This is a genomic window from Actinomadura vinacea (genome assembly GCF_039532545.1).
GTDB classification, from domain to species: domain Bacteria; phylum Actinomycetota; class Actinomycetes; order Streptosporangiales; family Streptosporangiaceae; genus Spirillospora; species Spirillospora vinacea.
Genome location: NZ_BAAARW010000038.1, coordinates 150,438 through 170,392, shown reverse-complemented (window position 1 = coordinate 170,392; position 19,955 = coordinate 150,438). Strand labels below are relative to the sequence as shown.

General features: G+C 72.0%; 20 protein-coding genes and 1 riboswitch. Of the genes, 7 read left to right on the top strand and 13 right to left on the bottom strand.

Annotated features, from left to right (window positions below):
* Positions 1-75 precede the first annotated feature (75 nt).
* The 4 genes from ABD340_RS40600 to purN all read right to left on the bottom strand — a co-directional run bounded on the left by ABD340_RS40600 (position 76) and on the right by purN (position 3,643).
* Positions 76-921, bottom strand: a complete 846-nt coding sequence (locus ABD340_RS40600) for a bifunctional methylenetetrahydrofolate dehydrogenase/methenyltetrahydrofolate cyclohydrolase (protein ID WP_344596597.1) — start codon at positions 919-921, stop codon at positions 76-78.
* Positions 922-986: 65 nt separating this feature from the next.
* Positions 987-1,072: riboswitch (ZMP/ZTP riboswitch) on the bottom strand.
* A 17-nt stretch (positions 1,073-1,089) separates the two neighbouring features.
* Complete coding sequence (locus ABD340_RS40595; protein ID WP_344596596.1) at positions 1,090-1,269, bottom strand: hypothetical protein; 180 nt, start codon at positions 1,267-1,269, stop codon at positions 1,090-1,092.
* Positions 1,270-1,431: 162 nt separating this feature from the next.
* Positions 1,432-2,991, bottom strand: a complete 1,560-nt coding sequence (gene purH / locus ABD340_RS40590; RefSeq protein ID WP_344596594.1) for a bifunctional phosphoribosylaminoimidazolecarboxamide formyltransferase/IMP cyclohydrolase — start codon at positions 2,989-2,991, stop codon at positions 1,432-1,434.
* Positions 2,972-3,643 carry a phosphoribosylglycinamide formyltransferase gene (gene purN, locus ABD340_RS40585; RefSeq protein WP_344596593.1) on the bottom strand — a complete coding sequence of 224 codons (672 nt, stop codon included), beginning with the start codon at positions 3,641-3,643 and terminating at the stop codon, positions 2,972-2,974. Before purN ends, purH begins: the two co-directional genes overlap by 20 nt.
* A 167-nt stretch (positions 3,644-3,810) precedes the next feature.
* Here purN and ABD340_RS40580 point away from each other — a divergent pair, with 167 nt between their 5' ends.
* Entirely contained in the window at positions 3,811-4,281 is a 471-nt protein-coding gene (locus tag ABD340_RS40580) for a DUF4190 domain-containing protein (RefSeq protein ID WP_344596591.1), read from the top strand.
* Positions 4,282-4,481: 200 nt separating this feature from the next.
* On the opposite strand, the gene ABD340_RS40575 is transcribed toward ABD340_RS40580, so the two are convergent.
* The 4 genes from ABD340_RS40575 to sucC all read right to left on the bottom strand — a co-directional run bounded on the left by ABD340_RS40575 (position 4,482) and on the right by sucC (position 9,058).
* Entirely contained in the window at positions 4,482-6,275 is a 1,794-nt protein-coding gene (locus tag ABD340_RS40575; protein WP_344596590.1) for a cell division protein PerM, read from the bottom strand.
* A 72-nt stretch (positions 6,276-6,347) separates the two neighbouring features.
* Complete coding sequence (locus ABD340_RS40570; RefSeq protein WP_344596589.1) at positions 6,348-6,881, bottom strand: DUF4240 domain-containing protein; 534 nt, start codon at positions 6,879-6,881, stop codon at positions 6,348-6,350.
* Positions 6,882-6,977: 96 nt separating this feature from the next.
* Entirely contained in the window at positions 6,978-7,865 is an 888-nt protein-coding gene (gene sucD / locus ABD340_RS40565) for a succinate--CoA ligase subunit alpha (RefSeq protein WP_344596587.1), read from the bottom strand.
* 2 nt (positions 7,866-7,867) lie between these two features.
* The gene (sucC, locus tag ABD340_RS40560) at positions 7,868-9,058 is read right to left on the bottom strand and encodes an ADP-forming succinate--CoA ligase subunit beta (protein ID WP_344596586.1); all 1,191 of its coding nucleotides are present in this window, start codon (positions 9,056-9,058) and stop codon (positions 7,868-7,870) included.
* A gap of 326 nt (positions 9,059-9,384) precedes the next feature.
* Here sucC and ABD340_RS40555 point away from each other — a divergent pair, with 326 nt between their 5' ends.
* The gene (locus ABD340_RS40555; RefSeq protein ID WP_344596585.1) at positions 9,385-10,839 is read left to right on the top strand and encodes a glycoside hydrolase family 15 protein; all 1,455 of its coding nucleotides are present in this window, start codon (positions 9,385-9,387) and stop codon (positions 10,837-10,839) included.
* A 165-nt stretch (positions 10,840-11,004) separates the two neighbouring features.
* Here ABD340_RS40555 and ABD340_RS40550 read toward each other — a convergent pair whose 3' ends face one another.
* Positions 11,005-11,757: a hypothetical protein gene (locus tag ABD340_RS40550; RefSeq protein ID WP_344596583.1), complete on the bottom strand. Its 753-nt coding sequence runs from the start codon at positions 11,755-11,757 to the stop codon at positions 11,005-11,007.
* Between the two features lie 103 nt (positions 11,758-11,860).
* A complete protein-coding gene (locus tag ABD340_RS40545) occupies positions 11,861-12,628 on the bottom strand; it encodes a TSUP family transporter (RefSeq protein ID WP_344596581.1) in 768 nt (255 codons plus the stop codon).
* Between the two features lie 190 nt (positions 12,629-12,818).
* Between ABD340_RS40545 and ABD340_RS40540 the strand changes: the two genes are divergently transcribed.
* Positions 12,819-13,979: a Tm-1-like ATP-binding domain-containing protein gene (locus tag ABD340_RS40540; RefSeq protein ID WP_344596580.1), complete on the top strand. Its 1,161-nt coding sequence runs from the start codon at positions 12,819-12,821 to the stop codon at positions 13,977-13,979.
* An 85-nt stretch (positions 13,980-14,064) separates the two neighbouring features.
* A complete protein-coding gene (locus ABD340_RS40535) occupies positions 14,065-15,102 on the top strand; it encodes a hypothetical protein (protein WP_344596579.1) in 1,038 nt (345 codons plus the stop codon).
* A gap of 3 nt (positions 15,103-15,105) precedes the next feature.
* Here the strand turns inward: ABD340_RS40535 and ABD340_RS40530 are convergent, their stop codons facing one another.
* Positions 15,106-15,654: a GNAT family N-acetyltransferase gene (locus tag ABD340_RS40530; RefSeq protein ID WP_344596578.1), complete on the bottom strand. Its 549-nt coding sequence runs from the start codon at positions 15,652-15,654 to the stop codon at positions 15,106-15,108.
* Positions 15,655-15,702: 48 nt separating this feature from the next.
* Between ABD340_RS40530 and ABD340_RS40525 the strand changes: the two genes are divergently transcribed.
* Positions 15,703-16,287 (top strand): TetR/AcrR family transcriptional regulator, encoded by a 585-nt coding sequence (locus ABD340_RS40525; RefSeq protein ID WP_344596577.1) that lies wholly within the window; start codon positions 15,703-15,705, stop codon positions 16,285-16,287.
* Positions 16,288-16,300: 13 nt separating this feature from the next.
* Here ABD340_RS40525 and ABD340_RS40520 read toward each other — a convergent pair whose 3' ends face one another.
* Entirely contained in the window at positions 16,301-16,630 is a 330-nt protein-coding gene (locus ABD340_RS40520; protein WP_344596576.1) for a winged helix-turn-helix transcriptional regulator, read from the bottom strand.
* Between the two features lie 121 nt (positions 16,631-16,751).
* Between ABD340_RS40520 and ABD340_RS40515 the strand changes: the two genes are divergently transcribed.
* Positions 16,752-17,645 carry an NAD(P)-dependent oxidoreductase gene (locus ABD340_RS40515; RefSeq protein ID WP_344596574.1) on the top strand — a complete coding sequence of 298 codons (894 nt, stop codon included), beginning with the start codon at positions 16,752-16,754 and terminating at the stop codon, positions 17,643-17,645.
* Positions 17,646-17,691: 46 nt separating this feature from the next.
* Here the strand turns inward: ABD340_RS40515 and ABD340_RS40510 are convergent, their stop codons facing one another.
* Positions 17,692-18,591 (bottom strand): LysR family transcriptional regulator, encoded by a 900-nt coding sequence (locus ABD340_RS40510; protein ID WP_344596572.1) that lies wholly within the window; start codon positions 18,589-18,591, stop codon positions 17,692-17,694.
* Between the two features lie 80 nt (positions 18,592-18,671).
* Between ABD340_RS40510 and ABD340_RS40505 the strand changes: the two genes are divergently transcribed.
* Complete coding sequence (locus ABD340_RS40505; RefSeq protein WP_344596571.1) at positions 18,672-19,952, top strand: MFS transporter; 1,281 nt, start codon at positions 18,672-18,674, stop codon at positions 19,950-19,952.
* The last annotated feature ends 3 nt before the right edge of the window (positions 19,953-19,955 follow it).

Here is a 19,955-nt window from a genome sequence, read left to right as displayed (position 1 = left end):
CCCGGGTAGCGCTGTGCCAGGGGCGATCGCCACGCCACCCGTACGGGGCCGCCGGCCGGCGGCCCCGTACGGGTGTCAGGCGGCCTCGGCGGCCTCGACGACGTTGGACAGCAGCATCGCGCGGGTCATGGGGCCGACGCCGCCCGGGTTGGGCGCGACCCAGCCGGCCACGTCGTGGACGTCGGCGGCGACGTCCCCGGCGAGCTTGCCGTCGACGCGGGAGACGCCGACGTCCAGGACGGCGGCTCCGGGCTTGACCATGTCCGCGGTGATCAGGCCGGGGACGCCGGCGGCGGCCACGATGATGTCGGCGGCGCGGGTGTGCGCGGCCAGGTCGCGGGTGCCGGTGTGGCAGAGCGTCACGGTGGCGTTCTCGCTGCGCCGGGTGAGGAGCAGCCCGAGCGGGCGGCCGACGGTCACGCCGCGGCCGATCACCGTGATCTCGGCGCCGCGGACCGGGACCTCGAAGCGGCGCAGCAGGGCGACGATGCCCTTGGGGGTGCACGGCAGCGGCGCGGGCTGCATCAGGACGAGCCGCCCGAGGCTGATCGGGTGCAGTCCGTCGGCGTCCTTGAGCGGGTCGATGCGTTCGAGCACGCGCTGCTCGTCCAGGCCCTTGGGGAGCGGCAGCTGGACGAGGTAGCCGGTGCAGGCGGGGTCGTCGTTCAGTTCGGCGACCGCCCGTTCCACGTCGTCCTGGGTGGCGCCGGCGGGCAGGTCGCGGCGGATGCTCTCGATGCCGACCTCGGCGCAGTCGCGGTGCTTCATGTTGACGTAGGCGGTGCTGCCCGGGTCGTCGCCGACCAGGACGGTGCCCAGGCCGACGGTCACGCCGCGCTCGCGCAGCGCCTCGACCCGCACCTTGAGATCGGCGCGGATCTCCGCCGCGGTGGCCTTGCCGTCCAGGATCTGTGCCGTCATCCGTACCTCCGCGCTGATCTGGCCGGGAGCCTCGTCCGGGCGGGGGTGCCCGGTCCCGGCTCGGTGCCGGCCACCCAGGCGCGCGGTGTCCGGACTGCTTCGCTCCCCGGTGGTCGAGTCCACCTTGATCGCGCCAGTCACGTCCCGGCCAGTCTACCGACGTCTCTTCTAGTCCTCGTCAGGGCGTTCGCGCCAGGACAGCAGGCGGTCGGTTCCGTGCCAGCCGAGGTGGGCGGCCAGGAGGGCGGCGCACAGGGCGGCGGCGATGCCGATCACGTGGCGGGATTCGGCGAGCAGCGAGGCGGTCCGCGTCACGCTCGACAGCAGCAGGGTCAAAAGGACGTCCATGCACGGGCTCCATCAGCGAGGGTCGCGCCGAGGCTGGGCGGAGGGGGTGCGCGACCCGGCCGAGGCTACCAACCATAAAAGGTAAAAACGCCCATGATCGGCCAAATCACCCTCGGGTCCGGTGCGCCGGAACGCGCCGGACCCGAGAGGATCGGCGGAGGATCAGTGGAAGAAGTGCCGGACGCCGGTGAAGTACAGGGTGATCCCGGCCTTCTCCGCGGCGGCGATCACATCGTCGTCGCGGATCGAGCCGCCCGGTTCGACGATCGCCCGCACCCCCGCCCTGGTCAGCACCTCCAGCCCGTCCGGGAACGGGAAGAAGGCGTCGGACGCGCCGACCGCGGCGGCGGCCCGCTCGTCCCCGGCCCGCGAGACCGCCAGCCGGGCGGAGTCGACCCGGTTCACCTGGCCCATGCCGACGCCGACCGTGGCGCCGTCGGCGGCCAGCAGGATCGCGTTCGACTTCACCGAGCGGCACGCCTTCCACGCGAACGCCAGATCGCGCAGCGTGGCCTCGTCGGCGGGCGTGCCGGTCTTGAGCTCCCAGCCGGACGGGTCGTCGCCCGCCTCGTCCACCCGGTCGACCGTCTGCAGCAGCACGCCGCCGTCGATGCGGCGGAACTCCACCGGGTTCGCCGGCCCCTCCGGGCAGCGCAGCAGCCGGATGTTCTTCTTGCGGGTGAGGATCTCCAGCGCCGCGTCCTCGAAGCCGGGCGCCACGATCACCTCGGTGAAGATGTCGGCGACCTGCTCGGCCATCGCCGCGGTCACCGAGCGGTTCACCGCGATCACGCCGCCGTAGGCCGACACCGGGTCGCAGGCGTGCGCCTTGCGGTGCGCCTCGGCCACGTCGGCGCCGATCGCGATGCCGCACGGGTTGGCGTGCTTGATGATCGCGACGGCCGGGTCGGCGAAGTCGTAGGCGGCGCGGCGGGCCGCGTCGGCGTCCACGTAGTTGTTGTAGGACATCTCCTTGCCGTGCAGCTGCTCGGCGCCCGCCAGCCCGCCGGTGTCGTCGCCGTAGAGCGCGGCGCGCTGGTGCGGGTTCTCCCCGTACCGCAGGACGGCCGACCGCTCCCAGACCGAGCCCAGGAAGTCGGGCCACGCCGCCTCGGCGGCGACCTCGTCGGGGGCGTACCCGTCGGCGAACCAGGAGGCCACGGCGACGTCGTAGGCGGCGGTGTGCGCGAACGCGCGGGCCGCGAGCCGGCGCCGCTCGTCCAGGGTGAAGCCCCCCGCCTGGACGGCCGCGAGCACCGCCGGGTAGGAGGCGGGGTCGACGACGACCGACACGCTGGCGTGGTTCTTGGCGGCGGCGCGCACCATGGTGGGCCCGCCGATGTCGATCTGCTCGACGCACTCGTCGGGCCCGGCACCGGAGGCGACCGTCTCGGAGAACGGGTAGAGGTTCACCACCGCCAGATCGAACGGCTCGACGCCGAGGTCGTCGAGCTGCTGGAGGTGGTCGTCCTTGCGCCGGTCGGCCAGCAGCCCGGCGTGCACCTTGGGGTGCAGGGTCTTGACCCGGCCGTCCAGGCACTCGGGGAACCCGGTGAGCTTCTCCACCTTCATCACCGGGATCCCGGCGGCGGCGATCCGGCCCGCCGTGGAACCGGTGGAGACGATCTCCACACCGGCCTCGTGCAGGCCCCGGGCCAGCTCCTCCAGCCCGGTCTTGTCGTAAACGCTGATCAGCGCGCGCCTAATCGCCAGTCGGCTCACCGGCCGTGCTCCCCTCATCGTCTGCGGACGTGTTGCAGGTCCTGCACTTCATGGAGACCCGCCGGCCCTCGGCGGTCCAGCCGTCGCGGGCCAGGCGCCCCACGACCTCGACCATGAGCCGGCGCTCCACCTGCTTGATGCGCTCGTGCAGGGAGTCTTCGTCGTCGTGCCAGCGAACGGGCACGGCCTCCTGGGCGATGACGGGTCCGGTGTCCACGCCTTCGTCGACGAAGTGCACCGTACAGCCCGTGAGCTTGACCCCGTACGCCAGGGCGTCCCGCACCGCGTGCGCGCCCGCGAAGGACGGCAGCAGCGCGGGATGGGTGTTGATGGTGCGGCCGCCGAACCGGGCCAGGAACACCGGGCCGAGGATCTTCATGAATCCGGCGGAGACCACCAGATCGGGCTCGTGCGCGGCGATCGCCTCGGTGAGCGCGACGTCCCACGCGGCGCGGTCGGCGAAGTCGGGGATCCGGACGGTGAAGGCGGGCAGTCCGGCGCGTTCGGCGCGGGCCACCCCGCCGGTGCCGTCGCGGTCGGCACCCACGGCAACCACTTCGGCACCGTAGGCTGGATCCGCGCACGCGTCGAGCAGCGCCTGTAGGTTGGTCCCCGCGCCGGAGACGAGGACGACGAGCCGGGCGGACACCATGACTCCTTGGTGGACGGTGCTGGTGGACGTCGGACCCGCGGCGGGCCGACGATGGGCGGACCGGGCACGGTCCGGGCACGGCGGCGTGACCGGGCCGTGTAAAGACTATCGGCCCTGTTCGACGCGGCGGCATCCGCACCAGAGGTCGGCATCAGGAGGACGGAACGTTGAGTGAGCAGCCGGACCACGGCGACGGCGGGATCGGCCGGGACACCGCCCCCGCCACCGGCGGGCCCGCGGGGCAGGGCGGCGACGCCGGTCGCGCGGGGCGGCGCGCACTGTGGCTCGGCGGCGGCGCGCTGGTCCTGACCCCCTTCTTCTTCCCGGTGGGGCTGGTGCTGGGCATCGCCGCGCTGGTGGTGGGGATCAAGGCGCGCAAGCAGGCCGTACGGGAGAAGACCGCGGCGCCGGGCGCGATCGGCGGGATCGTGCTGGGCGCGGTCGGGCTGGCGATGGCGAGCTTCTGGCTCGCGGTGACGGCGCTGCTGTGGCCGCAGCTGAGCGGCTACCAGGAGTGCCTGGGCTCGGCCAACACCAAGACCGACGAGACCCACTGCCGCGACCGCTACTTCTCCGAGATCGAGAAGAAGCTGAACCTGCCGGAGGGCAGCATGTCCCGCTACGGCGACATGTTCTGAGCGGGGCGCCGGTCAGTCAATTTCGGGGGGACGACCCCCCAGCCCCCCGGCAAAAGCAGACTGACCGACGCCCTCCACTCCGCTGGCGCTCCGTTCCGGTCGCCGGTCAGTCAATTTCGGGGGGACGACCCCCCAGCCCCCCGGCAAAAGCAGACTGACCGACGCCCTCCACTCCGCTGGCGCTCCGTTCCGGTCGCCGGTCAGTCATCTTCGGGGTCGTCCCTGAGGACGTAGATGGCGCCGCCTCGGGTCTCGATGCGCTCGACGTCCTCGCGGGGCGCGGGGACCTTGCGCGGAGCGGGTTCGGGCTCGTCGGCGACGGGTTCTTCCTCCTCGGCGGCCCAGCGCGTGTCGTGGGCGGGCTCTTCGGGCCCGTCCGCCGGTACGGGCTCGGCGGGGCGCCTGGGAGCCTTGGCGTGCTTGCGCGGCCCGAGGACGGGCTCGGCCTCCTCGAACTCCAGCGCGCCGTCGTCGAACGGCGCGGGCTTGCGCGCGGGCGCCGCAGGCCGCTGGACGGGCTCGGGGCCCGGGACGGGCGCGGCGAGGATGGGCTCGGGCCGGGACGGTCCGGCGGGCTCCGCCGCCGGCGCGGGCTGGGAGGTGGTCCTCTCCTCGCGCCGCCGCTCCCGCTTCTCGGCGGCCCGCCGCCTGGGGGCGCGCTCCTTGCGGGTCCGCGACCGTGGCCGCTCCTCCTCGTCGCCCGCCGCCTCGGCGCGGCGGAGCGCCCGCCAGTTGGCCAGCCAGGCCGCGATGGCGGCGGAGATGCCGACCTCCAGGGCCGCCAGCAGGCCGACCTGCCACGGCGACGGGCCCATGGTCGCCAGCCGTCCGCCGCCCAGCGGGCCGCCCGCCAGGGCGCTCAGCCCGGCCGCGACGGCCCCGGTCAGGGCGCCGGAGGTGAAGCCCCAGAGCGGCGCGGCCTCGTACAGGGGGCTCGGCAGGGCGCGGACGGTCAGCACGCCGCCCACGGCCCCCGCGAGGAACGGGCCGGCCAGCGCGACCAGTGAGACCAGCGGGGCCGGGCCAGGCTCGGGCAGCGCGGCCAGCGGCGGGAACAGCGGGACGACGTCGATGAAGATGCCGGAGGGCGAGACCCCGGTGCCGGCGCCGACCGAGAAGCCGGGGCCGATCGCGTACGCCATGCCCCAGATGACCCCGTTCGGCAGGAAGGCCAGCTGCAGCAGCAGGAGCAGGAGCCCTCCGACGGCGCCGGGGGCGAGCGCGTCGTACAGCTCCGTGGCCTGCGGGATGTGCAGCGCCAGAGAGGCACCGACCAGTACCGCGCCCGAGCCGAGCAGGACGGCGGTGGCCCCGGCGACGCCGATCACCAGCGAGCGGGGGCGTTCGGGCAGCAGCCGCAGCAGGGCGCCCAGGCCGGAGCGGACCCGCCGGCCGCGCGCGGCGACCAGGGCGCGGGCGGCGCCGAGCGCTCCCGCGCCCAGCGCGACGACGAACGCGGCGACCAGCGCCTGCCACGCGGACGGGCGGACGGCGGGCGAGGTGGCGGCCAGCGCGAGCAGCCCGGCCAGGGCGGCGTAGGGCGCGGCCAGCGCGACCGCGACGTGCACCACGCCGATCCGGGGACGGCCGGGCACCCCGGCGGCCCGGATCATCCAGCCGCCGCTGCGGTAGAGCAGGGCCCCGGGCAGGACGATCAGGCCGAGGGGCAGCAGCCCCACGCGGCCCTGGGGGACCGAGAACCCGGCGTGATGGGACACCAGCCACAGGTTGACCGCGGTGCGGAACACCCCGGGCAGCCCTGGGCCGAGGGCGGTGCGGGGCGCGGCGATCCAGCCGAGCAGCGTGATCGTGGTGAGCACGGCGAGCCCGATGCCGATGCACCACAGCGCGCCGACCAGACCGGTGACGTACAGCGGGCGCGGCGCTCCGCCGCCCCGGTCTCCCCGGTCGCCGCCGTCGTCCTCAGAGGAGCGGGCCGCGGCCGCCCTCGCCGGCTCCGATCTCCCCCGCTGTCCAGGGCTAGCGTCGTTCACGCGTTCCATGCTGGCACCCCGGCCGCGCCCCGGCGGCCCGCCCGTCCGGCGTGTCGTCTTTGTCGTCGGTGATCAGCGGGCGTAGTGGACGTCGTAGAGCGCGGTTAGGCGGGGAAGGTGGCGCCTTGTCTCCTCACGGTCGTCGAAATCCCAGCCGGGGCCGGGATCGGAGTGCTTGATCGTGTACGCGTCGTGCGGCATCTCCTCGCCCTGGGCCGTCCGGTAGGCGCCGTAGGCGATGCCCAGCATGGACTCGTTGTCGAGCTCCATGAAGTCCTTGGCGGCCTCCTGGACGACGGGGTTCCCGGCGAGCGAGTCGGGGTCGGCGACCGCGCTCTCGAACGTCGCGCGCCCCTGGCCGATCAGCCAGCCGCGGAAGTAGTCGAACCCGTCGTCGGAGCAGCCGCCGTTGATCGTGTAGGCGGCGCCCCAGAGCGGCTCGCGGTACGACTCGGACATCAGGTCCCAGAAGAGCTGCTGGAAGGCGAGGATGTCCTCGCGCGGCCGCACCGCGAGCAGCGCGGTGGCCCGCTCGGCGATGGCACGGTCGTCGGGGGCGCCCTCGCGGGCCTGGTCGATGAGGTGCCAGAAGTCTTGTCTATCCACAGGGGCCGAGCATGCCAGCCCCGTCCGACAGGAAACGAAAGACGCCCGGGCCGCCGGACGAACGGCTCGGGCGTCTTTTCGGACTCTGAGCTCAGGTCAGAGGTTCTTCATGATGTCGCGCATCAGGCGGGCCGTCTCGCTCGGGGTCTTGCCGACCCGGACGCCGACCTTCTCCAGCGCCTCCTTCTTGGCCTGGGCGGTGCCGGCCGATCCGGAGACGATGGCGCCCGCGTGGCCCATCGTCTTGCCCTCGGGGGCGGTGAACCCGGCCACGTAGCCGACGACCGGCTTGGTGACGTGCTCCTCGATGTAGGCCGCGGCGCGCTCCTCGGCGTCGCCGCCGATCTCACCGATCATCACGATCGCGTCGGTGCCGGGGTCGTCCTGGAACGCCTTCAGGGCGTCGATGTGGGTGGTGCCGATGACCGGGTCGCCGCCGATGCCGACGCAGGTGGAGAAGCCGATGTCGCGCAGCTCGTACATCATCTGGTACGTCAGCGTGCCGGACTTGGACACCAGCCCGATCCGGCCGGGGGTGGTGATGTCGGCGGGGATGATGCCGGCGTTGGAGGCGCCCGGGGAGGCGATGCCGGGGCAGTTGGGGCCGATGATGCGGGTCTTGCCGCCCTTGCGCTCGGCGTAGGCCCAGAAGTAGGCGGTGTCGTGCACCGGGATGCCCTCGGTGATCACGACGCAGAGCGGGATCTCCGCGTCGACGGCCTCGACCACGGCGTCCTTGGTGAACTTCGGCGGGACGAACACCACCGACACGTCGGCGCCGGTGCGCTCCATCGCCTCGGCGACGGTGCCGAACACCGGGAGGGTGGTGCCGTCGAAGTCGACGCTCTGCCCGGCCTTGCGGGCGTTGACGCCGCCGACGACCGCGGCGCCGGAGGCGAGCATGCGGCGGGAGTGCTTCATACCCTCCGAGCCGGTCATGCCCTGCACGATGATCTTGCTGTTCTCGGTCAGCCAGATGGCCATTGTCATGCACCTGCCGCAGCGAGTTCGGCGGCACGCTTGGCCGCGTCGTCCATGGTGTCGACCTGCTCGACGCCGGGCAGCGCCGCGTCGGACAGGATCTTGCGGCCGAGCTCGGCGTTGTTGCCGTCGAGCCGGACCACCAGCTTCCGGTCGACGCTCTCGCCGCGCTCGTCCAGCAGCTTGTACGCGCTCACGATGCCGTTGGCGACCGCGTCGCAGGCGGTGATGCCGCCGAAGACGTTGACGAACACCGACTTGACGTCGGCGTCCGACAGGACGATCTCCAGGCCGTTGGCCATCACCTCGGCGGACGCGCCGCCGCCGATGTCGAGGAAGTTGGCCGGCTTCTGCCCGCCGAACTCCTCGCCCGCGTAGGCGACCACGTCCAGGGTGGACATGACCAGGCCCGCGCCGTTGCCGATGATCCCGACGCTGCCGTCGAGCTTGACGTAGTTGAGGTCCTTCTCCTTGGCCCGCGCCTCCAGGGGGTCGGCGGCGGCCTTGTCCTCGAGGGCCTCGTGCGACTCCTGCCGGAACGCGGCGTTGTCGTCGAGGGTGACCTTGCCGTCCAGCGCCATGACGCGCCCGTCGGCGGTGAGGATGAGGGGGTTGACCTCGACCAGGGTGGCGTCCTCGTCGGAGAACACCGCCCACAGCCGCTCGATCAGCTCGGCGGCGCCTTCGCGCGCCTGCTCCGGCAGCCGGCCGGCCTCGGCGATCGCGCGGGCCTTGGCGCGGTCGACGCCGTCCAGCCCGGAGACGGCCACCTTGGCGACGGCGTCGGGGTTGGTCTCGGCGACCTCCTCGATCTCCATGCCGCCCTCGGCGGAGCAGATCGACAGGAAGGTGCGGTTGGCGCGGTCGAGCAGGAAGGAGAAGTAGTACTCCTCCGCGATCGCGCTGCCCTGCTCGATCAGCACCTTGTGGACCGTGTGGCCCTTGATGTCCATGCCGAGGATCTGGCCGGCGAGGGCCTCGGCCTCGGCGGCGTCGTCGGCCAGCTTCACGCCGCCGGCCTTGCCCCGGCCCCCGGTGAGGACCTGGGCCTTGACGACGACCTTCGAGCTTCCCGCGGTGAACAGCTCTTCCGCGATGGCCCGGGCTTCCTGGGGAGTATGGGCGACCTTGCCGGTGGGCACCGGTACCCCGTACTCGGCGAAGAGTTCCTTCGCCTGGTGTTCGAACAGGTCCACGAGGGCGTCCTTAACGGATCGACAGACAATGACCGCTCAATTGTGGTGGCTCGGCTGCCCGTGCGGCCTGGCCACCCGGCGGTCCGCTCCGTCGATGCAGCCTAGTCTCCCCAGTTCCGTGCTGATGCCTCCGGGGCCGCCCGAAGCGTCTGGGCCCTGCACTCCGATAGGCCGAGGATGTATGGGGGTATGAACCTTAAGGAGGATATCGGGTTTGCTCCTTGAGGAGGATGATCCCTTTAGTGGCGGTTGATGTACTTATCTTCCGCCTTGCGGGAAGGCAGGGTGACTGCCTGAAGGCAGGGTGATGAGGGGGAGGCACGCCGTTGGCCGTAGACCGGATCGGGCCGCCCAGGGGGGCCACGCTCAAGAAGGTCCGGCGTACGGCCGCGCTCCTGCTCGTGGCCGCCCTGGTGGGCACCTGCGGTGCCACCACCTTCCCCGGACAGGGCGGCCCCGGCTTCGCCAGCCCCGGGCTGGTCGGAGGGGGCGGCTGGCCGTTCGCCGGCGTCCCGATCTCCGTGGAGAACGCGGCGGGCGCCTCCTACATCCCCGGCAGCTCCGTCCTGCGGCTCAAGGACGGCAGGGTCCGGCTCGTCCCCTTCGGAACCGGCACGACCATCACGGTGGAGGGGTCCGACCCCCAGGTGGAGGCGGCGGTGCTGTCCGACAACATCTGGCTCGACGGCGGCCTCGTCCCCAACGGCGGGAAGACCGTCCCGGACGACAGCCGGCGGGTCTACGAGGAGATGGCCAAGCGCGCGCTGCTCGACCTGCGGCTCCTGACCCGTCCCAACGGGGCCTCCCTGGCGTCCTGGTACGGCGCCTGGCACTACACGTGGCCGCGCGACTCGGCGTTCACGGCGGCGGCGTTCACCATGACGGGGCACGAGTCGGAGGCCCAGCGCATCCTAAGCTTCATGGCCCGCGTCCAGGACGAGGACGGCCAGTGGGCGGCCCGCTACCACCCTGACGGGACCGCCGTCGCCGATGGCCGCGAGCCTCAACTCGACTCGCTGGGGTGGATGCTGTGGGCGAGCTGGCTGTTCCGTGACCGCGCCCCCGCCGCCGCAGCGGAACTGCCCGAACTGTGGCCGATGGTCGTACGGTCCGCCGACCGCCTGGCCAAGTCCCTGGACGCGGAGGGACTGCCCCCGCCGTCCTCCGACTACTGGGAACGCAAGCCCGACACCGAGGAAGACCCCCGGCGCCCGACTCTGGGCGTCGTCGGCCCCGTACTCGCAGGGCTGCGTTCGGCGGCGTCCCTCGCGCTGGGGGTCGGGCAGCACCACAAGGCCGCGGGCTGGGAACGCGCCGCACAACGAGTGTCCGAGGCCGTCACACGCCAGTTCACGCCCTACGGCTACCCGCGCTCACCCGTCCGCGGCGGCCTCATGGACACATCTGTGACATTCATCGCGCCCCCGTTCGCCCCGGCCGACCCGGGCGTAACCGACGCCGTCGCCAACGCCCTCCAGCGAACCAGACTGCCGAACGGCGGCGTCCTGCCCGGCGAGAAATGGTCCGGCAACCCCGGGGTCGCCTGGACTCCGGAGACGGCGCTGTTCGCGCTGACGGCGGCCGCCTCGGGCCGTCCGGGCGAGGCAGTGAGCCACCTCGATTGGCTCGCCGCTCACCGAACCTCCCTGGGCGTGCTGCCCGAAAAGGTCGACGAGCGCGGGAACCCGGCCTCGGTCGCCCCGCTCGGCTGGACGGCCTCACTGGTCCTGCTGACCCTTTCCGCCCTGGAACGCCCCCTCCCCACCCCGACCGGACATTAAGCCCAGGGGCACCCGCGCTGACCGGCGAGCGGATCCCCACCCTGGAGGAGGCGGCCGATCCGCCCGGACAGGATGCGGGGACGCGCGGTCTTCTACCCGATGGGCTGGGACGACAACCGGCCGAGGGATTCCGCTTTGGCCTGCCGGGATGGGCGTGGCGGTGCGTCACGTACCGGCGTCGGCTCCCGATCCGCGAGGCGCCGCACGGAGGGCCGGAACCGCGCCGCGTACCAGGGTGAGGCCCAGCGGGACGAACGCGACCAGGAGGACCAGGATGAAGGCGATGCCGTGTGGTTCGCCCGCCTTGAGCACTCCGGTGGCGTGCAGGGTCATCGGGGCGAGGCAGAGGGACTGCCACAGGCCAAGGGTGCGGGAGAGGTAGGCGCCGATCGCCAGGACGATCCAGCCGAGGTTGTACGCGGCGGTCAGCGCGTACGCGAGGTTCGGGGAGGCGTAGGCGTCGCCGACGGTGGCGGTGGCGGTGGCCAATCCTTGGTGGTCCACCAGCCGGAAGGCGAGATGGTTGATGCCCTCATAGAAGGCCAAGGCGATGAGCCCGATGAGGGCGGACGCGCCTCCTAGCAGTCCCCACCCGGGCCTCGTCCTGCCGATGAGGGCGGCAAGCGAGAGGAACGCCGGCCACAGGGCGAACCAGCCGAGCGCGAAGACGACGTACGACGCCGTCATGAGCGCCGGGTGGTCCTGGTAGGCGGCCAGTTGCCCGGGATAGGCGAACCCGGTGGACGGCCCGTCGGGCGAGAGGAGGTCGGCCTGGATCCGCAGCGACTCCCCGACCAGCAGCAGCAGCGGCGAGATGAGCATGGAGGCGCCGCCCAACCGGTGGATCAAGGAGAGGAAGCCGCCGTCGTCGGCATGGTCAGAGGAGGACTTGGTGAGGACACTCAGCACAGTGATCATCCTGCGGGCGCTGTCCCGGTCTCGCACTGGACGAAAGTGAATGCCTCGCCCCTCTTTGGTGGGCGCTTGCTGGGCGCCGCCTAAAAGGTCGCCTGGGCGCGGCTCAGGTGAATTGCTCGTAGCCGAGTTTGATGACCAGGGCGGTCACGACGCAGAGCAGGACCGCGCGGACGAAGCCGGCGCCGCGGTTGATCGCCATGCGGGCGCCCATCTGGGCGCCGACGATGTTGCAGACGGCCATCGCCAGTCCGATCGCCCACAGCACCTGGCCCTGTGCGGCGAACACCAGCAGCGCGCCCAGGTTGGTGGCGGTGTTGATGATCTTGGCGTTGGCGGAGGCGTTGACGAAGTCGGTGCCCAGCAGGGTGGTGAAGGTGATCACGAGGAACGTTCCGGTGCCCGGCCCGACCAGTCCGTCGTAGAAGGCGATCAGCACGCCCGGGACCAGCACCGCAGCGCCCACCCGGCGCCGGGTGCGCAGCACCATCTTGGGGACGCGGCCCAGGTCGGGCTTGAGCACCACGATGGCGGCCACCGCCAGCAGGACCACCATGATGACCGGCTTGAGCACCTCCGAGGAGATCGCGGCGGCGCACAGCGCGCCGCCCGCCGAGCACGCCACCGCCACTCCCGCCCCTGGCAGCGCGACCTCCAGGTCCGGCTTGGCCTTGCGCAGGTACGCGACGGCGGCCGACGACGTGCCCGCGATCGAGGCGATCTTGTTGGTCGCCAGCGCGCTCGCGACCGGCGCGGTCGGGTTGAGCAGCATCAGCGCGGGGAGCTGGATGAGCCCTCCCCCGCCGACGACCGCGTCGACCCATCCGGCCGCCAGCGCGGCCAAGAGCAGCAGGAGAACCTGCTCTACGTCCAAGTGGGGCTCCGGGGGGCAGAGTGACGTGAGGTGGCGGCACGTAAGGAGTCAATCGGCCGCACGGAGCTTAAAACTACCCTGCGGGATGTTCACACCTTCTGTCCGGGTTAGCCCGAGACGCCGCGACGCCAGATAACTGGGGCGACGCCGTCGATTGTCCGGCCCGCCCGCGGCCGCCAACAGTGCTCATATGCCAGTTGTCGTACTGATCGGTATGTTGGACGTCCAGGGCCTGGAGTACGCGTGGATCCGCGACCGCCTCAAATCGCTGGGCGCCGAGGTCGTCCTGGTGGACGTCGGCGTACGGGACGAGCCGGTGGTGCATCCCGACGTGCCGCGCGAGGAGGTCGCCCGGGCCGGCGGTACCGGCCCCGACGGCATGGGACGCGGGGCCGCCGCGGTCGTCCGCCGGCTCTTCCGCGGCGGACGGCTGCACGGCGTCCTGGCGATCGGCGGCCACGTCTCCGCCGCCGCGATGCGGGAGCTGCCGGTCGGTGTGCCCAAGCTGATGATCTCCAGCTCCGGCGACGTCTCGCCCTACATCGGCGGCGCCGACCTCACCGTCATGTACAGCGTCGTGGACATCGCGGGCATCGACCGGATCTCCTCGCGGGTGCTGGCCAACGCCGCCGCCGCGATCGCCGGGATGGCCACCGGGTACGCCGCGGGCCGTCCGGCCGCCACCGCCGACGGCCCCATCGTCGGAGCCACCCTGGCCGGCGTCACCGGCCCGGGCGTCAGCGCGGCGCGCGAGCTGCTGGGCATCCTCGGCTACGAGGTCCTGGTGTTCGCCGGCGGCCGCTCGTACGAGGCGATGGCCGCCGGCGGCCTGCTCACCGCCGCGCTGGACGCCACCCTCCTGGAGCTGTCCACCGAGCTGCTCGGCGGCGGGCCGGCGGCCGGACGCCTGGAGGCGGCGGCGCGCAACGGCGTCCCGCAGGTCGTCAGCCCCGGCGGGCTCGACATGGCCCGGTTCGACTCCAGTGCGCCCGACCGTCTGGCCGGGCGGCGCGTCCACACGCACACGTCGGCGACCATGGTCCGCACCACCCCGGCCGAGAGCGGCGAGCTGGGCCACCGGGTCGCGGCCGCGCTCCGCGACGCCGCCGCCCCCACCGCCGTGTACCTCCCGCTGCGCGGCCTGTCCACGCTGAGCGCGCCCGGCGGCCCGTTCCACGACCCCGCCGCCGACGCCGCCCTCTTCGACGCCGTGCGGGACGGTCTCGCCGGCTCACTTGTGGAAATCCACGAAGTCGACACCGACCTCAACGACCCGGTGTTCGGACGGGCCATGGCCGATCATCTGCACACGATCCTCACCGGCTTCCAAGCACGCGCGGCGGCCTCCTGAAACAACCCCTCCGTGGCCTTGCGGTCGCGCACGGTCGTGCTGCACAGTTTTTGATCGCCCTGCCCCCCGAACACAGGGAGATCCCTTGCCACCGGCAGACCAGGCCAAGCCCTCCGGGGCGGACACCAGCGCGACCCGGGCGAAGAAGAAAAAGAAGGGGTTCGACGCCGATGCCGAACTCAGCACCGCCTACGGCTGCCTGGCCCCCAGCTTCTTCGCGCACGTGCTGGGCACCGTGTTCGTCCTGTCCCCGCTGGAGTGGTCGGGCGTCGGCGCGACGCTGAGCGCGCTCGGCGCCCTCGTGGTGTTCATGGCGGTGGTCGGATCGGATTTCCAGAAGTTCAAGCCCGGGGCCGCGGCGTTCACGAAGGCCCGGCGGCTGGCCTCGTTCCTCGTCTGGTACGGGATCGCCACCTTCGGGTGGAGCCTGGGCGTGCTGTGCGTGCGCGACAGCGAGGGCAGTCTGTGGAACGCGATCTTCTCGGCCGGAATCACCGGCGGGGGTCTCTACATGCGCGGATCCCTGATGGGCTCGAACCGCGCGATCGCGCCGCCACTGGCGAACGTCCTCACCCTGGTCATTCCGGTGCTCCTGGCCGGCAACGCCGTCGCGTTCATGACCTACCCGGGCGTCACCAGGGCGGCGGTGGTGCTGTCGCTCGCCGTCCTCGGCCTGCTCATCGTCTGCCTGACGTGCAACACCTACCGGACGCCGGCACTTCTCAACATCGCGCTCGTCGCGATCGCGCTGCTCTTCTTCGCCACCAACAACAATGACCGGAGTTCAAGAGCGGTCTGGCTGACCATCGCGGGCGAGCAGCAGACCTGCCGCCTCATCCCCGACAAGTGGGAAAGCGGTGGATTCAACGCCCTCTCCAAAACCGACTACTACCTCTGCCCGGGCGAAGTACTCGAGCACGAGGCCACGACCAGGAATCCGGCACATCCCACGGACGTGCGAATGGTCTGGGACCGGACGCGCTGGACCACCGCGATCCTCAAGCCCGGCGAGGTGAACGCGGGCACCGCGGCGCTCTGGCTCGTGCACCTGGGCGTGGTCGTCGTCCTGCTGGCCGCCGTCCTGGGCTTCGCGCTGGTGCGCCGGGGAACACCGTCCGGCTGAGACTCAGGTGGATCGTTCCCATTCGTTGGCGAGCAGCGACCAGATCATGACGTCACGGCGTTGACCGTTCATCACGAACGCCTTCAGGAGGGTGCCTTCGCAGGTCATTCCCAGCCGTTCGGCCACCGCGATGCTGCGCTGGTTCTCCGGATCGCACTGCCATTCCACGCGCGCCATTCCACGCGTTTCGAACGCCCATCTCAGCATGTGGCGGGCGGCCTTCGTGATAAGCCCGCGCCCCTGTCCCGCCGCCCCCATCCAGACGCCGATCTCGCAATTGAGGAGCACCGGGTCGAACTTCCGGAAGACCGTCCCGCCCTGGAGCACGCCGTCGATCCAGATGCCGTACATGCGCCCGTCGTCGGCGGCGGCCCGCTGGGCGTACGAGACGAGGATCTCCCGGGCGGACGCGGCGTCGGTCACGGTGGCGGCCCACGGGATCCACGGCGAGATGTCCTCCCGCACCCGTTCCGCGTGGTCCGCGAACTCCGCCGACTGCCACGGCTCCAGCGTCCGGAACTCGACCCCCTCCGCCAACTGGACAGTGAGCATGAGACCTCCCTGCGTGCATACCCAACGTTTGTTACGTACACTAGCGGAATGCCCGCACGAGGTGATCACGATGCCCGCCGCCGCGACGTGTCCGAGGCCGTCTGGCGGGTGCTGGCGGAACGCGGCTTCGGCGGCCTGACCCTGCGCGCCGTGGCCGCCGAGATGGACGCCTCCACCGGCCTGCTCACGCACTACTTCCCCAGCAAGAAGGCCCTGGTCTCGCACGCCCTCGACATCGCCGAGGAGCGCACCGCCGCCCGCGCCCGGCGCGCCGCCGCCCCCGGCCTCGCCGCCCTCCGCGCCGCGCTCCTGGACGTCCTCCCGCTCACCCCCGACGCCACCGCGATGAACCGCGTCTGGGTCGGCTCATGGGACGGCTCGCTCGGCGACCCGGAGCTGTTCACCCGCGAGACCGCCCGCTACGAAGGCTGGCGCGCCCGCCTCCGCCCGCACGTCGAAGCGGCCGTCGACCGGGGCGAACTCCCACCCGAAACCGACATCGACGACACCGTCGCCACGGCCGCGGCCTTCGCCCACGGCCTCGTCCTGCAGGCCCTCTTCGACCCCGCCGCCTTCCCCCCGTCCCGGCAGACCGCGCTCCTCGACCGCTTCCTCCGCGGACTCGCCGCCTGAAGCACGCGCCCCCTCAGGGCAGGGCCTCGATACGGTCGATGTGCTCCTCGCCCCACTCGCCCAGCGGACCGAGCGCGGTGTTCAGCGACTGCCCGAAATCGGTGAGCGAGTACTCCACCTTCGGCGGCACCTGGTGATACACCTCCCGGTGCACCAGGCCGCTGGCCTCCATCTCCCGTAGCTGGAGGATCAGCACCCGCTCGCTGATGCCCGGGACCGCCCTCCGCAGCTGCCCGAACCGCACCGGCCCCTCGTGCAGCGCGAAAAGGATCAGCCCCTTCCATTTGCCGCCCATGACGGCGATGGCGGCATCCAGCCCGCACGTGTACGACCGCCTCTTCATTCCGCCCTCCACGAACAAAATCGTCAGTACCCGAAGAAATTGTAGGTACTTGATCGATTGTCAGTGAACGCCGCAGCATGGGGTCCGCATCCCCGAACCGCTCAATCCGAACTGGAGCGTCATGACCGGCAACAATCGCACCCCCGTGACCGTCCTCGGGCTCGGCTCGATGGGCACGGCGCTGGCCGAGGCGTTCATCAAAGCCGGGCACCCCGTCACCGTCTGGAACCGGACCGCGGACAAGGCCGCACCGCTCGTCGCCAAGGGCGCCCGCCACGCGAAGTCGATCAGGGACGCCCTCACCGTGGGCCCGCTGATCATCGCCTGCCTCACCACGTACGACATCACCCTGCGGGCCCTCGGGCCGGACGGCGCCGCACTGGCCGGACGCACCCTGGTCACCCTCAACAGCGGCACCCCCGACCGCGCCGCCGAGACGGCCGCCTGGGCGGCCGGGCAGGGCGCCCGCTTCCTGGACGGCGCGGTCAAGGACGTGCCCGCCGCCGTGGGCGGACCGGACACGCTGCTGTACTACAGCGGCGACAGGACCGTGTTCGACGAGCACGAGGCGACGCTGCGGGCGCTGGGCGGCCGGACCGTCCACCTCGGCGCCGAACCCGACCTCGCCGCCCTGTACGAGACGGCCGTCGGCGCCACGCTGCTGCCCGTGCTCGTCGGTTTCCTCCAGGGCGCGGCGCTCGTCACGGCGCGCGGCCGCGAAGCGGGCACGCTGGTCCCGTACAGCGTGAAATGGCTGGAGATGATCTGCTCCATCCTGCCGGTCCTCGCGAAAGAGATCGACAGCGGCGACTACACCGAGCCGGCCTCGTCCATCCGGATCTTCCACGAGGCGCTGGACGACGAGCGCCGGTTCGGCGCGGCATCGGGCGTCGACCACTCCTGGCTGGAGCCCCTGTACGGGCTCATCGAACGGGCCGTGGCCGACGGCCGCCGAGAGCACAGCGTCTCGGCCCTGGTGGAGGTGCTGAGAAAGCCGCGCCACCGGGCCGCCTGACCACTGGCCGGACGGCTCGGCGGGCGATGGCGGCCGAGCCGTCCCGTCATGTGCTCGGCGGTAGGGAGGATTCCGCTGCCGAGACGCCCAGCGCGGACAGGAAGGCCGCGGCGGCGGGGGACGGCGGGAAGCGACTCCAGATGAGGTGCTCCACGCGGGCGGGAGCGTCGCGAAGCCGGAGGACGGGCAGATCGGGGAGTTCGGACACGAAGGCGGCGGGCAGCATCCCGATGCCCAGGCCCTGCCGGATCAGGCGAGCGATGAAGTCCACGCTCGTCACTTCGAAGGCGACCTCGCGCCGGACTCCGGCCGCTGCGAAGGCATCGTCGGACTGGGCCCGCGCGGCGCTGCCCGCGGGGAAGTCGACGAACGGTTCGTCCGACAGTCGGCGCAGGTCCACGTCTTCTTCGTCCGCCAGCGGATGGTCGGGCGCGACCACGGCGACGAGGTCACCGCGCGCCAGTTCGCGGCCGCGGACGCCCTTGGGCCGTACGCCCAATGGAAGCCCCAGGAACGCGGCGTCCAGAGTGCCCTGCCGCACCCGTTCGATCAGCTCCTCGCTCGCGCCCGAGCGAAGGCTGATCCGCACCTGCCGATGCCGCAGGTGGAATTGTTTCAGCGCGGTCGGAAGGTCGACCGCCGCGACGGTGGGGATGGCGCCGATGGCGAGCCGGCCGCGGATCTCGCCGCCGGCGGCCGCCACCTCGGCGCGGGCTCGTTCGGCGGCGTCGAGAGCCTGGCGGGCCGCGGGGAGGAACGCCTCGCCGGCCGGGGTCAGCCGGACGCGGCGGCTGGTGCGGTCGAACAGCTTGGCGCCCAGCTCACGTTCCAGCCGGGCGATCTGGTGACTCAGCGCGGACTGGACGACCAGGCACTGTTCGGCGGCGCGGGTGAAGTTGCTCGTCTCCGCGACGGCGACGACATAGCGCATCTGCTGAAGCTCCATGGATCAATCGTCATACGCGATCGTTGTCAATGACAAACATGTGTTGGACTCATTGATCGTTCATCGCCGAGGCTGGGCGCATGATGACGACGAAACCCCTTCCGGACGGCGGACTGTCGCGCGGGCTGCTCCTGCTCATGTCGGTGGCGACCGGGTTGGCGGTCGCGGGCAACTACTTCGCGCAGCCGCTGCTCGACCTGATCGGCCGGGAACTGGGGCTTGGACCCTCGCTTGCGGCGCTGGTAGTGACGGCCGCGCAGGGCGGGTACGCATTGGGGCTGATCCTGCTGGTGCCGCTCGGCGACCTGGTGGAGCGGCGGCGGCTCGCCGTGTCGCTCTACGCGGCGACCGCGGTGTTCCTGCTGGTGTCGGCCACCGCGGCCAACGGCACAGTGCTCTTGGCCAGTACAGCCCTGACCGCGCTGACCTCGGTCGGAGCGCAAGTCGTGGTGCCCTTCGCGGTGACGCTGGCGGACCCGGCCGAGCGTGGCCGGGTGGTCGGCACGGTGATGACCGGGCTGATGCTCGGCCTGTTGCTGGCGCGCACCGCGTCCGGAGCATTGTCGGAGCTGGGCGGGTGGCGGACGGTCTACTGGGCGAACGCGGTCCTGATGGCACTGATGGCCGTGCTGCTGCGTGTCTTCCTGCCCCGGCTGGGCGGCGACGGCCGACGCCTGTCCTACCCTGGCCTGCTGCGCTCGACGGTGGCGATGTTCCGGTACGAGCCGCTGCTGCGGTGGCGGGCGGGTATCGCCGCCCTGGACATGGCTTCGTTCAGCGTGCTGTGGACGGCGCTGGCCTTCCTGCTGGTGCGGCCGCCGTACGGCTGGTCGGAGTCGACCATCGGCCTCTTCGGCCTGGTCGGCGCCGCTGGTGCGCTCACCGCCACGGTGGCGGGGCGGCTGGCCGACCGCGGGTACGTGCAGGCGGTGACCGGCGCGGGGACGCTCCTGCTCATGGCGTCCTGGCTGCCGATCGCCGCCGGGGCGCGCTCGCTGGTCTGGCTGCTCGCCGGCGTGCTCGTGCTGGACCTGGCGCATCAGGCGGTGCTCAACAGCAACCAGAACGTCCTCTACGCGCTCCGGCCCGAAGCCCGCAACCGGATCAACTCCGCCTTCCTGACCTCCTTTTTCGTCGGCGGCGCGGCGGGCTCCGCGCTGACTTCGGTGGTCTGGGTGCACGGCGGCTGGACCGGCGTGTGCGTCCTGGGCGGCACCCTCTCGGCGGGGTCCGTCGCACTCTGGCTCCTGGAACGCATCACCGTCGACCGGGCCGCGGCGAAGCGCCCGGAGATCTCAGTTCACCAAGGCCTCGGCCCGACACCGACCACCTCGACCACCTCGACCACCTCGACCAACTGATCC